The organism is Pseudacidovorax sp. NFM-22, assembly GCF_021401245.1.
In the GTDB taxonomy this organism is placed as follows: Bacteria; Pseudomonadota; Gammaproteobacteria; order Burkholderiales; family Burkholderiaceae_C; genus Xenophilus.
Genome location: NZ_JACBFY010000004.1, coordinates 549,117 through 563,411, shown reverse-complemented (window position 1 = coordinate 563,411; position 14,295 = coordinate 549,117). Strand labels below are relative to the sequence as shown.

The window sequence follows — 14,295 nt, the reverse complement described above, 5'->3', positions numbered from 1 at the left end:
ATCCACCGATGCCTTTTGTGCCCTTGAGTCCGCTACTGGCCGGCCGGACCGCCACCCGGCGACGCGTGTTGGCCCTGCTGGCTGGCGGGCTGCTGCCACTGCCCTCGTCCTGGGCGCTGCCTGCGCGCGCCCTGCACTTTCCCCGTGACCATGGCAGCCATCCCGGACTGCGCACGGAATGGTGGTACGCCACGGGCCATGCCGAGTCGCCGCAAGGCGCACGCTACGGCTTTCAACTGACCTTCTTCCGCTCTCGAGTGGATGGCACGCAGTCGCTGCGCTCGGCGTTCGCGGCACGGCAACTGCTGTTCGCCCATGCCGCGCTGACCGACCTGCAGGCGGGCAAGCTGCACCATGACCAGCGCATCGCCCGCACCGGCTTCGGCATCGGCGAGGCCGCCGAGGACGACACGCGAGTGCGGCTGCGCGACTGGTCGCTGGTGCGCAATGCCGACAGCGGCGCCTATGCCGCCGAGGCGCCGGGCGCCGATTTCGGCCTCTCCCTGCGCCTGCAACCCACCCAGGCCGTGCTGTTGCAGGGGAAGGCCGGCCTTTCGCGCAAGGGCCCCGAGGCGGCGCAAGCCAGCTACTACTACAGCCAGCCGCAACTGGCGGTGCAGGGTCGCATCGCCGTCAAGGGACAAGCACCCCTGCGGGTGGAGGGACAGGCCTGGCTCGACCACGAATGGAGCGAGGCGCTGCTGCACCCGGAAGCGGTGGGCTGGGACTGGATCGGCATGAACCTGGACGACGGAAGCGCGCTCACGGCCTTCCGCCTGCGCCGGGCGGACGGCAGCGCGCTCTGGGCGGGCGGCTCGTGGCGGCCGGCGGGCGGGGAGGCGCAGGCCTTCGAAGACGAGGACGTGCGCTTCGAGACGCTTCGGTTCTGGACCAGCCCGCTCTCGCGGGCCCGCTACCCGGTCCAGTGCCAGGTCCATACGCCCGCCGGCCGCTTCGAGGTGCGCGCCCTGGTCGACGACCAGGAACTGGACAGTCGCGCCTCGACCGGCGCCATCTACTGGGAGGGCCTGAGCGACCTGCTCGACACCACCGGCCGCCGCGTCGGCCGCGGCTACCTCGAGATGACGGGGTATGCGCAGGCATTGAGGCTTTGAACGGCGGCAAGGCTCACACTGTGAGCCTTGCGCAGCGCACAAAGAAAAAGCCCTTGCTGCAGAACGGCAAGGGCTTTGGATGACTGGCGGAGTGGACGGGACTCGAACCCGCGACCCCCGGCGTGACAGGCCGGTATTCTAACCAACTGAACTACCACTCCTGGCAGGCAGCTTTGCGCTCTGTAGACAGAGCCAAGTGCTACGAACTTGGCGACCCTACGGGGATTCGAACCCCGGTACTCACCGTGAAAGGGTGATGTCCTAGGCCTCTAGACGATAGGGTCAAAACCTGGACTGGTTTGAAGTGGTGGAGGTAAACGGGATCGAACCGATGACCTCTTGCATGCCATGCAAGCGCTCTCCCAGCTGAGCTATACCCCCACTGATCTTGGCTTTCACCGAGACCTTGAGATCGAAGGCTTGCGCCTGCGAACTGGAATCTGGCGGAGTGGACGGGACTCGAACCCGCGACCCCCGGCGTGACAGGCCGGTATTCTAACCAACTGAACTACCACTCCTGGCAGGCAGCTTTGCGCTCTGTTGACAGAGCCAAGTGCTACGAACTTGGCGACCCTACGGGGATTCGAACCCCGGTACTCACCGTGAAAGGGTGATGTCCTAGGCCTCTAGACGATAGGGTCAAAACCTTGGACGAAAGTCTTGCGACTCTCTACGACGACACCTTGATGGTGGAGGTAAACGGGATCGAACCGATGACCTCTTGCATGCCATGCAAGCGCTCTCCCAGCTGAGCTATACCCCCGTTTCGACCGACGCTTTTGACGTCGACCCTGTCAGGTGTCGAGCCTTGCATTATATGCAGGCTTTTACGCGTTGCGCAATCTTTCTTGCACGGTGTCCGGAGAAAAAAGCGCGAGCACGGCATCGAGCGACGGCGTCTGCGGCGTGCCCATCACCAGCACGCGCACCGGCATGGCCAGGGCGGGCATCTTGAGGCCGTGCTGGGCCAGCACTTCCTTGATCGCCGCGGCGATGGAAGGCTTGTCCCAGGACGCCACTCCGGCCAACTTCTGGGCCAGCGAAGTGATCGCCGGGCGCACAGCGTCGGTGATGTGCTGCGCGCGGTCCGCCTCGCTGGCGGTGACGGGCGCGTAGAAAGCTGCGGCCCAGTCGGCCAGGGCCACGGTGGTGTCGCAGCGGTCCTTGAACAGGCCGCAGATGGCCGGCAGGCGATCGTCAGCCGTGATGCCACGCTTGGCCAGTTGCGCCGCCACCAAAGGCGCGAGCTGGTCGTCGGGCATGGCCTTGAGGTGCTGGGCATTCACCCAGCGCAGCTTGGCCTCGTCGAACTGGGCGGCGCTGCGGCCGAGGTGGTCCAGGTCGAACCATTCCAGGAACTGCGCGCGGCTGAATATCTCGTCGTCGCCATGGCTCCAGCCCAGACGGGCCAGGTAGTTGACCATGGCGTCAGGGAGGTAGCCCTCGTCGCGGTACTGCGTCACCGGCTTGGCGCCGTTGCGCTTGCTCATCTTCTCGCCCTGCTCGTTCAGCACGGTGGGCAGGTGGGCATAGACCGGCGGCTCCTTGCCGAGCGCGCGGAAGATGTTGATCTGCCGCGGCGTGTTGTTGACGTGGTCGTCGCCGCGGATGACGTGGGTGATGCCCATGTCGATGTCATCCACCACCACGCAGAAGTTGTACGTGGGCGTGCCGTCGGGCCGGGCGATGACCAGGTCGTCCAGTTCGTCGTTGCGGATCTCGATGCGGCCCTTGACCTTGTCGTCCCAGGCCACGACGCCGCCGATGGGGTTCTTGAAGCGCAGCACCGGTTGCACGCCCTCAGGGACTGCCGGCAGCGTCTTGCCCGGCTCGGGCCGCCAGGTGCCGTCGTAGCGCGGCTTTTCCTTGGCGGCCATCTGGCGCTCGCGCAGGGCGTCGAGCTCGGCCACGCTCATGTAGCAGGGATAGACCAGGCCCTGGGCCTGCATGTCCGCCAACACCGCCTTGTAGCGGTCCATGCGCTGCATCTGATAGAAGGGACCTTCGTCATGGTCCAGGCCCAGCCAAGCCATGCCTTCGATGATCACGTCGACGGCGGCCTGGGTCGAGCGCTCGAGGTCGGTGTCCTCGATGCGCAGGATGAAGTCGCCGCCGGTGGAGCGCGCGAAGGCCCACGGGTACAGCGCCGAGCGGATGTTGCCCAAGTGGATGAAGCCCGTCGGCGACGGGGCGAAGCGGGTCCGGGTGCGTGCGTTCGTCATGCGGGAAGAGAGCTCAGGCCGCGGTCGAGGTCCGCGGCGACGTCGTCGGTGTGTTCGAGGCCCACGGCCACGCGGATCAGGCCCTGGCCCACGCCAGCCGCCTGGCGCTGCGCCTCGGTCAGGCGACCGTGCGAGGTGCTGGCCGGGTGCGCGCACATGGTCTTGGTGTCACCCAGGTTGGTGGCCAGCGACAGCCACTGCATCGCGTCCAGCACATGGAAGGCGCGGCGGCGCGCCTGCTCAGGGTCGGAGGCCTTCACGTCGAAGGACAGCACCGCCCCGCCGCTGCCCGACTGTTGAGCCATGGCGAGGTCATGCTGCGGATGGCTCGCAAGGCCGGGGTAGTACACGCGGCCGACGCCGGGATGCGCCTCCAGCCAGCGCGCCAGCGCCAGCGCCTTGGCGGCCTGCGCCTTCATGCGGATGTCCAGCGTCTCCAGACCCTTGAGCACCACCCAGGCGTTGAAGGGCGCGAGCGTCATGCCGGCGCTCTTGAGTACGGGCAGGAACTTCTCGGTCACCATCTTCTGGCTGGCGCACAGCGCGCCGGCCATCACGCGGCCCTGGCCGTCGAGGTACTTGGTGCCGGAGTGCATGACGATGTCTGCACCCATCGCCATGGGCCGCTGCAGCGCGGGCGTGGCGAAGCAGTTGTCCACGGCCATCAGCGCGCCGTTCTCGTGCGCCAGCTCGGACAGCGCGGCGATGTCGCACACCTCGGTGAGCGGATTGGTGGGCGTCTCGGCGAAGAGCAGGCGCGTGGTGCCCGGCCGCACGGCGGCCTTCCACGCGGCGAGGTCGGTCTGCGGCACGAAGCTCGACTCGACGCCAAACTTGGCCAGGTCCGAGCCGATCAGCTTGATGGTCGAGCCGAACATCGACTGCGAGCACACGACGTGGTCACCCGCCTTGAGCAGACCCATGCACATCATCAGGATGGCCGACATGCCGGACGCGGTGGACATGCACGCCTCGGCGCCCTCGAGCGCGGCCAGGCGCTGCTCGAAGCTGGCGACGGTGGGGTTGCCGTAGCGGCCGTAGGTGAAGCCTTCCTCGTCGCCGGCAAAGCGGCGGGCGGCAGCCTCGGCCGAGGGCTGGACGTAGCCGCTCGTCAGGTACAGCGCCTCGGAGTTCTCGCCGTACTGGCTGCGCGCCGTGGCGCGGCGCACGGCCTCGGTCTCGGGATGCAGGCCAGCCGGCAGGTCGCGTTCTTGCGGGCTCATGGTCATTCGGTGTGGTTGGGCAGGGTCAGGCGGGAGGAATCGATGTCGGTCTCCTCGATGCGCGGCCGGTTGCCGTTCATGCGGGTGATGGCCTCGGTGTCGATGTCGCCGGTGACGTACACGCCGTCGAAGCAGGAGGCTTCGAAGCCGCCCAGCGGCACGGCGCCGGGCGTCTTGGGCGCGGCCTTCATCACGGCGCGCTTCATGGCATCCACGTCCTGGTAGATCAGGGCGTCGCAGCCGATGATCTGGCGGATCTCCTCGATGGTGCGGCCGTGGGCCACCAGCTCGTCCTTGGTCGGCATGTCGATGCCGTAGACGTTGGGAAAGCGCACCGGCGGCGCGGCGCTGGCCATGTAGACCTTGCGCGCGCCCGCGTCGCGGGCCATCTGCACGATCTCGCGGCTGGTGGTGCCGCGCACGATGGAGTCGTCCACCAGCAGCACGTTGCGGTCCTTGAACTCGCTGGCGATCACGTTGAGCTTCTGGCGCACCGACTTCTTGCGCACCGCCTGGCCCGGCATGATGAAGGTGCGGCCCACGTAGCGGTTCTTGACGAAGCCTTCGCGGTACGGCACGCCCAGCAGGTGCGCGAGCTGCGTGGCGCTCGGGCGGCTGGATTCGGGGATCGGCACGATCACGTCGATCTCGCTCGGCGGCACGGTGGAGACCACGCGCTGCGCCAGCGTCTCGCCCAGGTTCAGACGGGCCTGGTAGACCGAGATGCCGTCCAGCGTGGAGTCGGGCCGCGCCAGGTAGACGAACTCGAAGATGCAGGGATGCAGGCTGGCATCGGGCGCGCACTGGCGGGCATGCACCTGGCCTTGCAGGTCGATGAAGACGGCCTCGCCAGGCAGCACGTCGCGCTCGAAGGTGAAGCCGGAGCCTTCCAGCGCCACCGATTCGCTGGCCACCATCACGCCGCCGTCGGCATTGCGGCCGAGGCACAGCGGACGGATGCCATAGGGATCGCGGAAGACCAGCAGGCCGTGGCCGGCAATCATCGAGATGACGGCGTAGGAGCCGCGCAGCCGGCGGTGCACCGCCTCGACGGCCGTGAAGATGTCCTGGATGTGCAGGGGGATGCCGCGCGTGGCGCGCTCGATCTCGTGCGCCAGCACGTTGAGCAGCACTTCGGAATCGCTCTCGGTGTTGGTGTGGCGGTGGTCGGTCGAAAACAGCTCGGCCCGCAGCGCATGCGCGTTGGTGAGGTTGCCGTTGTGCACCAGCACGATGCCGAAGGGCGCGTTGACGTAGAAGGGCTGCGCCTCTTCCTCGCTGTACGCATTGCCCGCCGTCGGGTAGCGCACCTGGCCCAGGCCGGTGGAGCCCGGCAGCGCACGCATGTTGCGGGTGCGGAACACGTCGCGCACCATGCCCTTGGCCTTGTGCATGAAGAACTTGCGCTCCAGCATCGTCACGATGCCGGCGGCGTCCTGGCCGCGGTGCTGCAGCAGCAGCATGGCGTCATAGAGCAGTTGGTTGACGGGCGCGTTGCTGAAAACGCCGACGATTCCACACATGGGAGATCCTTGATTTCCTGAACTACGGAAGGTAGCTGGCCAGTTTCTGCGGCAGCGCGGGCTTGAGGCCCTGCAATGCCGCATCGATGAAAGGCGCGCCGGCCGACTCGCGCCACCAGGCCTGGTCGTGCCAGGCCATCACATGAACCACCACCGCGATCGCCAGCAGCGCCACGGCTGCGCGGGCGGCACCGAACAGGGCGCCGAGCGACCGGTCCACCGGACGCAGCCCGGCCACCGTGACCAGGCGCCGCGTCATCGAGGCGATGGCGCCGCCGACGAAGGCGACGACGATGAAGATGAGCGCAAACGCCACGCCATAGCGCCAAGGTGCTTCCGGATCGCCGAAAGGCAAGACCGCGGCCAGGCTGCCCGCCAGCCACTGCGCGCACAGAAAGGCGGCGACCCAGCCCGCCAGCGACAGCACCTCATAGACCAGCCCGCGCCACAGGCCCATCAGCATCGACACCGCGATCAGCATCACGGCGATCCAGTCGAAGAGCGCCATGGCGCAGCGCGGTCAGAGTGTGAGCACGGCAGCCGGCAGGGCCAGCGCCTTGATGCGGGCGGCGGCCTTGTCGGCGTCGGCACGCGAAGAGAACGGCCCCACCCGTACGCGGGTGCGGTCACCCTGCGGCGTCTTGGCCACATGGGTATAGGTCTTGAGACCGGCGCGCTCCAGCTTCTGGCGCGTTTCCTGGGCCTTGGCGGCGTCGGCGAAGGCGCCCACCTGGACCACGAAGCGTCCGGCGACCTCGGCGGGTGCTGCGGCCGCGGGCTGTGCCTGCGCCACGACCTGCTGCTGCGGGGGCTTGCCTTCGAGCAGGGCTCGGGCGCGGGCGCCGTCGTCGCGGCCCGGCGCCGGCGAGGCTGGCTTGGCGGGCTCGGGCTTCGAGGGCTCGGCCTTGGCGACCTCGGTCTTGGCTTCGGTCTTGGAGGCCTCGGGCTTGGTCACCGGCGTCTTGGCCGGTTCAGGCTTGGGCTCCGGTTTGGCTTCGACACGTGCTGGCTCCGTTCGCGGTGCCTCGCTCTTGGCCGGTTCGGAACTGGCAACGGCCTCGCGGCGCGGCTCCGGTGGCGCGGCAGGGGGCGCCGCCGCCACCTCGCTGCCATCGGCGCGTTCCGTGATCACACCATTGGCAGGTGGCGGCAAGGCGATGCCGCCGGAAGCGCTGCGCGAGGTGTCGGCCGCCGGCGCCTCGGCCTGGGCCAGCGGCTTGACCTTGGCCCGGTCCGGCATTTCGATGGGAATGTCGACGGCCACGGGCCGCGGCTGGGTGTCGAACAGGAGGGGAAAGCCGATCACGCCGAGCAGCACCAGCACGGCGGCGCCGACGAGGCGGTGTCGCGCGCGGCGGCGCAGCGATTCGACGCTTTCGGCGGGTGCGGCCGAGACGTTGCCGCGGCCTTCCTTGCCCGGGGAACCTTTGGATCGAAGCTTGAAGAAAGCCATGTGGACGTCGAATCCCCGAGCGGAGCGGCTGTCTGGCGGACGAAGGGCGAAAGCGCCGCAGCGACCGAATTCAGGTACCCGGCTGCAGATGCCGGGCTGTCAGCCGGGGCACACCGTGCGCGAGAACACCGCCGACGGTGAAGAAAGAACCAAAGACAACGATTCTATCAGCCGGGTCCGCCGCCGCCGTGGCCGCGGAGAGGGCCGCCATGGGGTCGGCGTGCAGGGAGGCACTGGCGTCCGTGCGGCGGTTCAGCGCCGTCCACATGCGCATCAGGTCCGCGGCCCGCGCGGCGCGCGGCGTGGGCAGGTCCGTGAAGTACCAGCGGTCCACCAGAGGCCCCAGGCGTTCGAAGATGGGCGCCAGGTCCTTGTCTGCCATGGCGCCGAAGACGGCATGCGTGACCGGAAAGAAGCCCATGGCGTCCAGGTTCTCGGCCAGGGCCGCCGCCGAATGCGGGTTGTGGGCGACGTCCAGCACCAGCGCCGGCTGGCCGGGCACGATCTGGAAGCGGCCCGGCAACTCGACGGTGGCAAAGCCCTGGCGGATGGCCTGGGCCGACACCGGCAGCCGCGGGCGCAGGGCCTCCAGCGCTGCCAGCACGCCCGCCGCATTGATCAGCTGGTTGGCGCCGCGCAACGCCGGATAGGCCAGGCCCGCATAGCGGCGCCCACGGCCCGACCAGGCCCACTGCTGCTTGTCGCCGCTGACGGTGAAATCGCGGCCGGAGAGCCACAGGTCGGCGCCCAGTTCCTCGGCGCGGGCCACCACGCTGCGCGGCGGCATCGGATCGCTCACGATCGCGGGCCGTCCCGTGCGCAGGACGCCGGCTTTTTCCGCGCCGATGCTTTCACGGTCGGTGCCGAGGAATTCGATGTGGTCGATGTCCACGCTGGTGATCACGGCGCAGTCGGCATCGATGATGTTGACGGCGTCCAGCCGGCCGCCCAGGCCCACCTCGAGGATCGCGGCATCGAGGCCCGAGGCTGCCATGCACGACAGGATGGCGAGGGTGGTGAACTCGAAATACGTCAGCGCAACGGCTTCGCCGCCGGCCGTGCGGGCCGCCTCGACGGCCTCGAAATGCGGCAGCAGCGCCTCGCCCTCGACCGATTGCCCGCCGATGCGCAGGCGCTCCTCGAAATGGACCAGGTGCGGCGAGGTGTAGACGCCGGTGCGGTAGCCGGCCTGGGCCAGGATGGCCTCCAGCATGGCGCAGGTGGAACCCTTGCCGTTGGTGCCGGCCACCGTGATGACGGGGCAGTTCAGTGCGAGGCCCATGCGCCGCGCCACGGCCTGGACCCGGTCCAGCCCGAGGGCGATGTTCTTGGCATGCAGTTGCTCGGCGTAGGCGAGCCAGTCGGCGAGGGTCTTCATAGGAGGGCGGCATTGTCGCCGAGCCCTCTGACGCGCTCCCCGGCCCCGAACCAATGACCGGTCAAGCGGCGGGAGATGCCGCGGGACGGCGCTCGCTGCGCCGCGGCAGGGGGCGCGCGCCGTGCGCCCCGGGCAGCCGAAGCCTGAGGCATCATCGCGCCCCATGATCGACGTCTACGGCATTCCCAACTGCGACACCGTCAAGCGCGCCCGGACCTGGCTCGACAGCCAGGGTCAGGCCTACACCTTCCACGACTTCAAGAAGCAGGGCGTGCCCGAGGCCGCACTCGCCCGCTGGCTGGCGGCCGTGGGCTGGGAGCCGCTGGTCAACCGCCGCGGAACCACCTGGCGGCAACTGGACGAAGGCGCGCGCCAGGCGGTGGTCGACGCCGATTCGGCCGCCGCCGCCCTGCGCGCCAACCCCAGCCTGGTGAAACGCCCGGTCGTCGAATGGCCGGAGGGCGCGGTTACCGTTGGTTTCGATGCCGAGGTCTGGAAGGCCCGCATCGGCCGCTGAGGGATTGAACCCGCCGCAACGGGTGGCGTCCAATCGAGGCTGCGGCGCATCCGCCGCCTCTCACACGCAGGAGATGTCCATGACCTTCCCCCGTCCATCGCTCGGCGCCCTGGCCCTGGCCGTGCTCGGCAGCCTCGCCGCCCCGGCCTTCGCCCAGAGCCAGCCCCAGTACGCCGAGGGCCGCGTGCTCTCGAGCACCCCGGTCGTCGAGAACGGCCGCACCGGCTACAGCGTGCGCTACGAGTACAACGGCCGCACCTACACCACCCGCACCGACACGCCGCCCGGCCAGACCATCGGCCTGCAGGTGAGCGACCTGGGTGTCAGCACCTACCCGGTGACGCCGCAGCCGAGCATGCAGACGGGCCAGGTTCCGCCTCCTGCCGGCAACACCTACGCCACCCGCGCCCCTTGGGAGCAGGTGGCCCCGGAGCCCGGGGTGGTGGTGTCGAATGCACCGATGCCCGCCGCCACGCCCCAGGCCGTCGTGGCGCCCGGTTATCCCGTCTACACGACCACGTACCCGGCGCCCGTCTATTACCCCGCCCCGGTGGCTGCGCCGGTCTATGCCTACCCGGCGCCTTATGTGTACCCGCCGGTGGGCCTGTCGCTCAACTTTGGCTACTCGCGCGGCTGGCACCGGCGCTGGTGAGCGGACCCCGGAAGGCTGCGCCGGTGCGCGACCGACCGGCCCCTAGAATCCGCGGCCCTGTTCCATCCTCCTCATCGCTGCAGTCCATGAGCATCCAGAAGACCCTCGACGGCGTGTCCGTCGCCACCTCGGCCAACGTCTATTTCGACGGCAAGTGCGTCTCGCACGGCGTGACGCTGGCCGATGGCCGCAAGTGCACCGTCGGGGTGATCCTGCCGTCTTCGCTGACCTTCAGCACCGGCGCGCCCGAGATCATGGAATGCACCGCCGGCAGCTGCGAATACCGCCTGGAGGGCGAAAGCGACTGGAAGCGCTCCGCCGCCGGCGAGAAGTTCAGCATCCCCGGCAACGCCAAGTTCGAGATCCGGGTCAGCGGCGAGCCCTACAGCTACATCTGCCACTTCGGCTGAACGCGCGTTCAGACGACGACCGGCTCCGGCTCCAGCCGGATGCCGAAGCGCTCGTAGACGCTGGTCTGGATGGCCTTGGCCAGAGTCATCACCTCACCGCCGGTGGCGGGGTGCGTGTTTCCCCCGCGGTTGACCAGCACCAGCGCCTGCTTTTCGTAGACGCCGGCATTTCCCACCGACTTGCCCTTCCAGCCGCAGGCATCGATCAGCCAGCCCGCCGCCAGCTTCACCGTGCCGTCGGGCATGGGGTAGTGCACGATGCGCGGCTCGCGGGCGATGATGTCCGCGCACTGTTCCGGCGTGACCGTCGGGTTCTTGAAGAAGCTGCCCGCATTGCCCAGCACGCGCCAGTCCGGCAGCTTGGCCTGGCGAATGGCGCAGACCCAGTCGAAGACCTGCATGGGCGTCGGCTCGTGGATGCCGCTCTCGGCCGCCTTGCGCGCCAAGTCCAGATAACCCAGCTCCGGCTTCCAGGGCCGCGGCAGGCGCAGCCGCACCCGCGTGATGAGCGCGCGGCCGGCCAGGCCGAAGTCGTTGGGGCCGCTGCCCGGCGGATGCTTGAACACCGAATCGCGGTAGCCGAAGGCGCACTGGGCCGCGTCGAGGGTGAAGCGGCGGCCGGTTTCCAGGTCGATGCCGTCCAGCGACTCGAAACGATCCTGCAGCTCCACGCCATAGGCACCGATGTTCTGCACCGGGGCGCCGCCCACGGTGCCCGGGATCATGGCCATGTTCTCCAGGCCGGGGCAGCCCTGCTCCAGCGTCCAGCGCACGGTGTCGTGCCACAGCTCGCCGGCGCCGATCTCGACGATGCAGCCCTTCGGCGTGTCTTCGACCACGCGGCGGCCGGGAATCTCGACCTTGAGCACCAGCGGCTTGACGTCGCCGGTGATGACGATGTTGCTGCCGCCACCGAGCACGAACTTGGGCATCGCGCGCCAGTCCTCGCGGGCCAGCACCTCGGCGATGTCGTCCTCGCTGCGGATGCGGACAAGCTGCTGGGCGCGGGCGACGATGCCGAAGCTGTTGTGGGATTGAAGGGGGACGTTGCGCTCGGCGATCATGGGAGAATTTTCGCATCCAGCCGCCTCGGGCCCGCGCCCGCGGGCGGCGCCCTCTTCCGCCCCCGGCACCGCGCCCGGGCGCGACACCCTCAGGAGAACACCCCATGCCCTCTTTCGACACTGTCTGCGAACCCAACATGGTCGAGGTGCGCAACGCCATCGACACCGCCTCCAAGGAAATCGCCACCCGCTTCGACTTCAAGGGCACGCCGGCCTCGGTCGAGCTCAAGGACAAGGAAATCATCCTGATCGGCAACGCCGATTTCCAGCTGGCGCAGATCGAGGACATCGTGCGCGGCAAGCTCACCAAGCGCAACGTCGACGTGCGCTTCCTGGACAAGGGCGACGTGCAGAAGATCGGCGGCGACAAGGTCAAGCAGGTCTTCAAGGTCAAGAGCGGCGTCGACTCGGACACGGGCAAGAAGATCCAGCGCCTGCTCAAGGACAGCAAGCTCAAGGTGCAGGCGGCCATCCAGGGCGATGCCGTGCGCGTGACCGGTGCCAAGCGCGACGACCTGCAGGCGGCGATGGCGCTGATCCGCAAGGATGTGGCCGATCTGCCGGTCTCTTTTGACAACTTCAGAGATTGAGGCGTGAACCCCCCATGCCGCTTCGCGGCTCCGGGCGGCCGCCAGAGGCGGCTGCTCTTCGGGCACGTCCAAGCCTGCACTGGCAGGCTTGGAGCCGCGGCCCTCAGCCCCTCTCTGACGCCTTCGGCTTGGAGGGGGGCGCACCCGCAGGCCTGGCACAGCCAGTTCCTGGGGTGCACTGGCATGGCCTGCTCCGCGGCCTTCGGTGCAGTCGGGCGAGTTGCGTCACTGGCGGCAACGACGCTGCGCGATAGGTTTCGGCGATGAAACTCACACGCGCAGCCGTCCTCGCTTCAATCCTCGCGGCGGGCTTTGCGCTCAGTACGCACGCCCACGCTCAAGCCCAGAGCCAGACCCAATCGATCACGCTGACCGGCACCATCGGCAGCCGCGCGATCCTGATCGTGGGTGGGGGCGCGCCTCGCACGCTGGCGCCCGGAGAGAGTCTGCAGGGCGTGCGGCTGGTGAGCGTGCAGGACGGCGAGGCCGTGGTGGAGTCCGGCGGCAAACGGCTAGCGCTGCGCATGGGCGCGCCGGTGAGCGTCGGCGGGTCGGGGGGCGGCGGCGGGGGCAGCCGCATCGTGCTGACGGCGGACAGCCGGGGCCACTTCGTGACGGCCGGCGGGATCAACGGCCGACCGGTGACCTTCATGCTGGACACGGGCGCCACCGCGGTGGCCCTGTCCATGGCCGACGCACAGCGCATCGGCCTCGATCCCACACGCGGGCAGCCGGTGACCATGAACACCGCCAACGGCACGGCGCCGGGCTGGCGGATCAAGCTGGAGTCGGTGAAGGTGGGCGACGTGACGGTGTACGACGTCGATGCCGTCGTCTCGCCACAAGCCATGCCCTATGTGCTGCTGGGCAACAGCTTCATCAACCGCTTCTCGATGCGGCGCGACGCCGACCAGATGGTGCTGGAACGGCGCTACTGAATCGCCCGGCCGGGCAGCGCGGGAGCCGGGCGTGCGTCAGAGTTTGGCGACGATGAGCTGGCCGAAGAACTGCAGCATCAGGATGGTCATCGTGGCCGCCGTCGCGAAAGCCCACAGCCAGTTCATCTCGGCCCGCAGCACCAGGCGCGCGCGGGCGTCGAGCCGTCCTGCGTCCCGCCGGCGCCGCTGGCGGTGGGTCAGCGCGACGGCCAGCAACCCGAAGACGACGAGGGGCAGGTAGCCGAAGAGCAGCACCGGCAGTTGCCGCCGCGTGGCCGTGCCCGAGCCCAGCCGCCAGACCAGCCGCCCCAGCTCGACCTGGTGTTCATAGGGCATGAAGCCGTACAGCAGTCCGGCAAGCGTGAGCACGTAGAGCAGCGCATGCCGCGCGCGCAACGTCCACGGCCAGGACACCGACGGGGCTGGAGGCGTGGATCGAGGACCGGGTGGCGGCACCCGATCGCCCGGCCGCCATTCGCCGCGAGCCATGGCGCGTTCCTGGTTCCACAGCAGCCGGTACATCATGCGCTGGATCATGAAGAGCATGACCACGGCGATGAAGGGCACCAGCACGTACAGCAGCGCCACCGCCCCGGCATTGCGGTCCGTCGAGCCGCGCCACAGCGCCACCCCGATCCACGAGGCGAACAGCCCGCTGAAGGCCACGAGGAACGCCACCACGGCCACAGCCGCGCGGCGCAGCGGGCGGCCTTCCATCCAGGCCCACAGGCGGTCGATGAACCGGGGTGGGCCGACCGTCAGCGCATCGTCGTCCGAGCTGCTGCCGTGCATGGCGGTCCGAAGTCGCGTCGTGCTCGAAGCGCTCGCGCGCCGTTGCGGCGGGGCGGTCAGGCCAGCGCGGCCGTGACGACGATCTCGATCTTGTAGGCCGCATTGGCCAGCGCCGCCTGCACGGTGGCGCGCGGCGGCGTGTGACCGGCGGGCACCCAGGCGTCCCACACCTCGTTCATGGCGCCGATCTCGCTGATGTCGGTCAGGAAGATCTGCGTCATCAGGATGCGGGTCTTGTCGCTGCCGGCCTCGGCCAACAGGCGGTCGACCATGGCCAGCACCTGGGCCGTCTGGCCGCGGATGTCCTGCGTGGTGTCGTCCGGCACCTGGCCGGCCAGATAGACGGTGCCGTTGTAAACGGCCATCTCCGACAGACGGGGGCCGACGTGGAAGCGCTTGAGTTCTGGCATGGGAATCC

15 protein-coding genes and 6 tRNA genes are annotated in these 14,295 nt (G+C 68.9%); 6 read left to right on the top strand and 15 right to left on the bottom strand.

Annotated features, from left to right (window positions below):
- Positions 1–8: 8 nt before the first annotated feature.
- Positions 9–1,115 (top strand): lipocalin-like domain-containing protein, encoded by a 1,107-nt coding sequence (locus L0984_RS17525; RefSeq protein WP_234195001.1) that lies wholly within the window; start codon positions 9–11, stop codon positions 1,113–1,115.
- Between the two features lie 84 nt (positions 1,116–1,199).
- Here the strand turns inward: L0984_RS17525 and L0984_RS17520 are convergent.
- The 12 genes from L0984_RS17520 to folC form a co-directional block, all read right to left on the bottom strand.
- A tRNA-Asp gene (locus L0984_RS17520) sits at positions 1,200–1,276 on the bottom strand.
- Positions 1,277–1,323: 47 nt separating this feature from the next.
- Positions 1,324–1,399 (bottom strand) — tRNA-Glu (locus L0984_RS17515).
- A 21-nt stretch (positions 1,400–1,420) separates the two neighbouring features.
- Positions 1,421–1,496 (bottom strand) — tRNA-Ala (locus L0984_RS17510).
- Positions 1,497–1,556: 60 nt separating this feature from the next.
- Positions 1,557–1,633 (bottom strand) — tRNA-Asp (locus tag L0984_RS17505).
- A 47-nt stretch (positions 1,634–1,680) separates the two neighbouring features.
- Positions 1,681–1,756: transfer RNA gene (locus L0984_RS17500), tRNA-Glu, on the bottom strand.
- A gap of 46 nt (positions 1,757–1,802) precedes the next feature.
- Positions 1,803–1,878, bottom strand: a tRNA-Ala gene (locus L0984_RS17495).
- A 64-nt stretch (positions 1,879–1,942) separates the two neighbouring features.
- Positions 1,943–3,337: a glutamate--tRNA ligase gene (gene gltX / locus L0984_RS17490; RefSeq protein ID WP_234195000.1), complete on the bottom strand. Its 1,395-nt coding sequence runs from the start codon at positions 3,335–3,337 to the stop codon at positions 1,943–1,945.
- Positions 3,334–4,560, bottom strand: coding sequence for an O-succinylhomoserine sulfhydrylase (locus L0984_RS17485; protein ID WP_234194999.1), 1,227 nt, complete (start codon positions 4,558–4,560; stop codon positions 3,334–3,336). The genes gltX and L0984_RS17485 overlap by 4 nt, the downstream gene beginning before the upstream one ends.
- Before the next feature lie 2 nt (positions 4,561–4,562).
- Positions 4,563–6,083, bottom strand: a complete 1,521-nt coding sequence (gene purF, locus L0984_RS17480; RefSeq protein WP_234194998.1) for an amidophosphoribosyltransferase — start codon at positions 6,081–6,083, stop codon at positions 4,563–4,565.
- A 22-nt stretch (positions 6,084–6,105) separates the two neighbouring features.
- Entirely contained in the window at positions 6,106–6,591 is a 486-nt protein-coding gene (locus L0984_RS17475; RefSeq protein ID WP_234194997.1) for a CvpA family protein, read from the bottom strand.
- A gap of 12 nt (positions 6,592–6,603) precedes the next feature.
- Positions 6,604–7,536, bottom strand: coding sequence for an SPOR domain-containing protein (locus tag L0984_RS17470; protein WP_234194996.1), 933 nt, complete (start codon positions 7,534–7,536; stop codon positions 6,604–6,606).
- 70 nt (positions 7,537–7,606) lie between these two features.
- Positions 7,607–8,914 carry a bifunctional tetrahydrofolate synthase/dihydrofolate synthase gene (folC, locus tag L0984_RS17465; protein ID WP_234194995.1) on the bottom strand — a complete coding sequence of 436 codons (1,308 nt, stop codon included), beginning with the start codon at positions 8,912–8,914 and terminating at the stop codon, positions 7,607–7,609.
- Between the two features lie 163 nt (positions 8,915–9,077).
- Between folC and L0984_RS17460 the strand changes: the two genes are divergently transcribed.
- The 3 genes from L0984_RS17460 to ppnP all read left to right on the top strand — a co-directional run bounded on the left by L0984_RS17460 (position 9,078) and on the right by ppnP (position 10,493).
- Positions 9,078–9,431 carry an ArsC family reductase gene (locus L0984_RS17460; RefSeq protein ID WP_234194994.1) on the top strand — a complete coding sequence of 118 codons (354 nt, stop codon included), beginning with the start codon at positions 9,078–9,080 and terminating at the stop codon, positions 9,429–9,431.
- A gap of 79 nt (positions 9,432–9,510) precedes the next feature.
- Positions 9,511–10,083 carry a hypothetical protein gene (locus L0984_RS17455; protein WP_234194992.1) on the top strand — a complete coding sequence of 191 codons (573 nt, stop codon included), beginning with the start codon at positions 9,511–9,513 and terminating at the stop codon, positions 10,081–10,083.
- Positions 10,084–10,169: 86 nt separating this feature from the next.
- Positions 10,170–10,493: a pyrimidine/purine nucleoside phosphorylase gene (gene ppnP / locus L0984_RS17450; protein ID WP_234194991.1), complete on the top strand. Its 324-nt coding sequence runs from the start codon at positions 10,170–10,172 to the stop codon at positions 10,491–10,493.
- A gap of 8 nt (positions 10,494–10,501) precedes the next feature.
- On the opposite strand, the gene murB is transcribed toward ppnP, so the two are convergent.
- Positions 10,502–11,557 carry a UDP-N-acetylmuramate dehydrogenase gene (gene murB / locus L0984_RS17445; protein ID WP_234194990.1) on the bottom strand — a complete coding sequence of 352 codons (1,056 nt, stop codon included), beginning with the start codon at positions 11,555–11,557 and terminating at the stop codon, positions 10,502–10,504.
- Between the two features lie 104 nt (positions 11,558–11,661).
- On the opposite strand from murB, the gene L0984_RS17440 reads away from it, so the two are divergent.
- Both L0984_RS17440 and L0984_RS17435 read left to right on the top strand, forming a co-directional pair.
- The gene (locus tag L0984_RS17440) at positions 11,662–12,147 is read left to right on the top strand and encodes a YajQ family cyclic di-GMP-binding protein (protein ID WP_234194989.1); all 486 of its coding nucleotides are present in this window, start codon (positions 11,662–11,664) and stop codon (positions 12,145–12,147) included.
- 263 nt (positions 12,148–12,410) lie between these two features.
- Positions 12,411–13,085, top strand: a complete 675-nt coding sequence (locus L0984_RS17435) for a retropepsin-like aspartic protease family protein (protein ID WP_234194988.1) — start codon at positions 12,411–12,413, stop codon at positions 13,083–13,085.
- A 36-nt stretch (positions 13,086–13,121) separates the two neighbouring features.
- Here the strand turns inward: L0984_RS17435 and L0984_RS17430 are convergent, their stop codons facing one another.
- Positions 13,122–13,877 carry a hypothetical protein gene (locus L0984_RS17430; protein ID WP_234194987.1) on the bottom strand — a complete coding sequence of 252 codons (756 nt, stop codon included), beginning with the start codon at positions 13,875–13,877 and terminating at the stop codon, positions 13,122–13,124.
- A 56-nt stretch (positions 13,878–13,933) separates the two neighbouring features.
- Complete coding sequence (locus tag L0984_RS17425) at positions 13,934–14,287, bottom strand: RidA family protein (RefSeq protein WP_234194986.1); 354 nt, start codon at positions 14,285–14,287, stop codon at positions 13,934–13,936.
- Between the last annotated feature and the right edge of the window lie 8 nt (positions 14,288–14,295).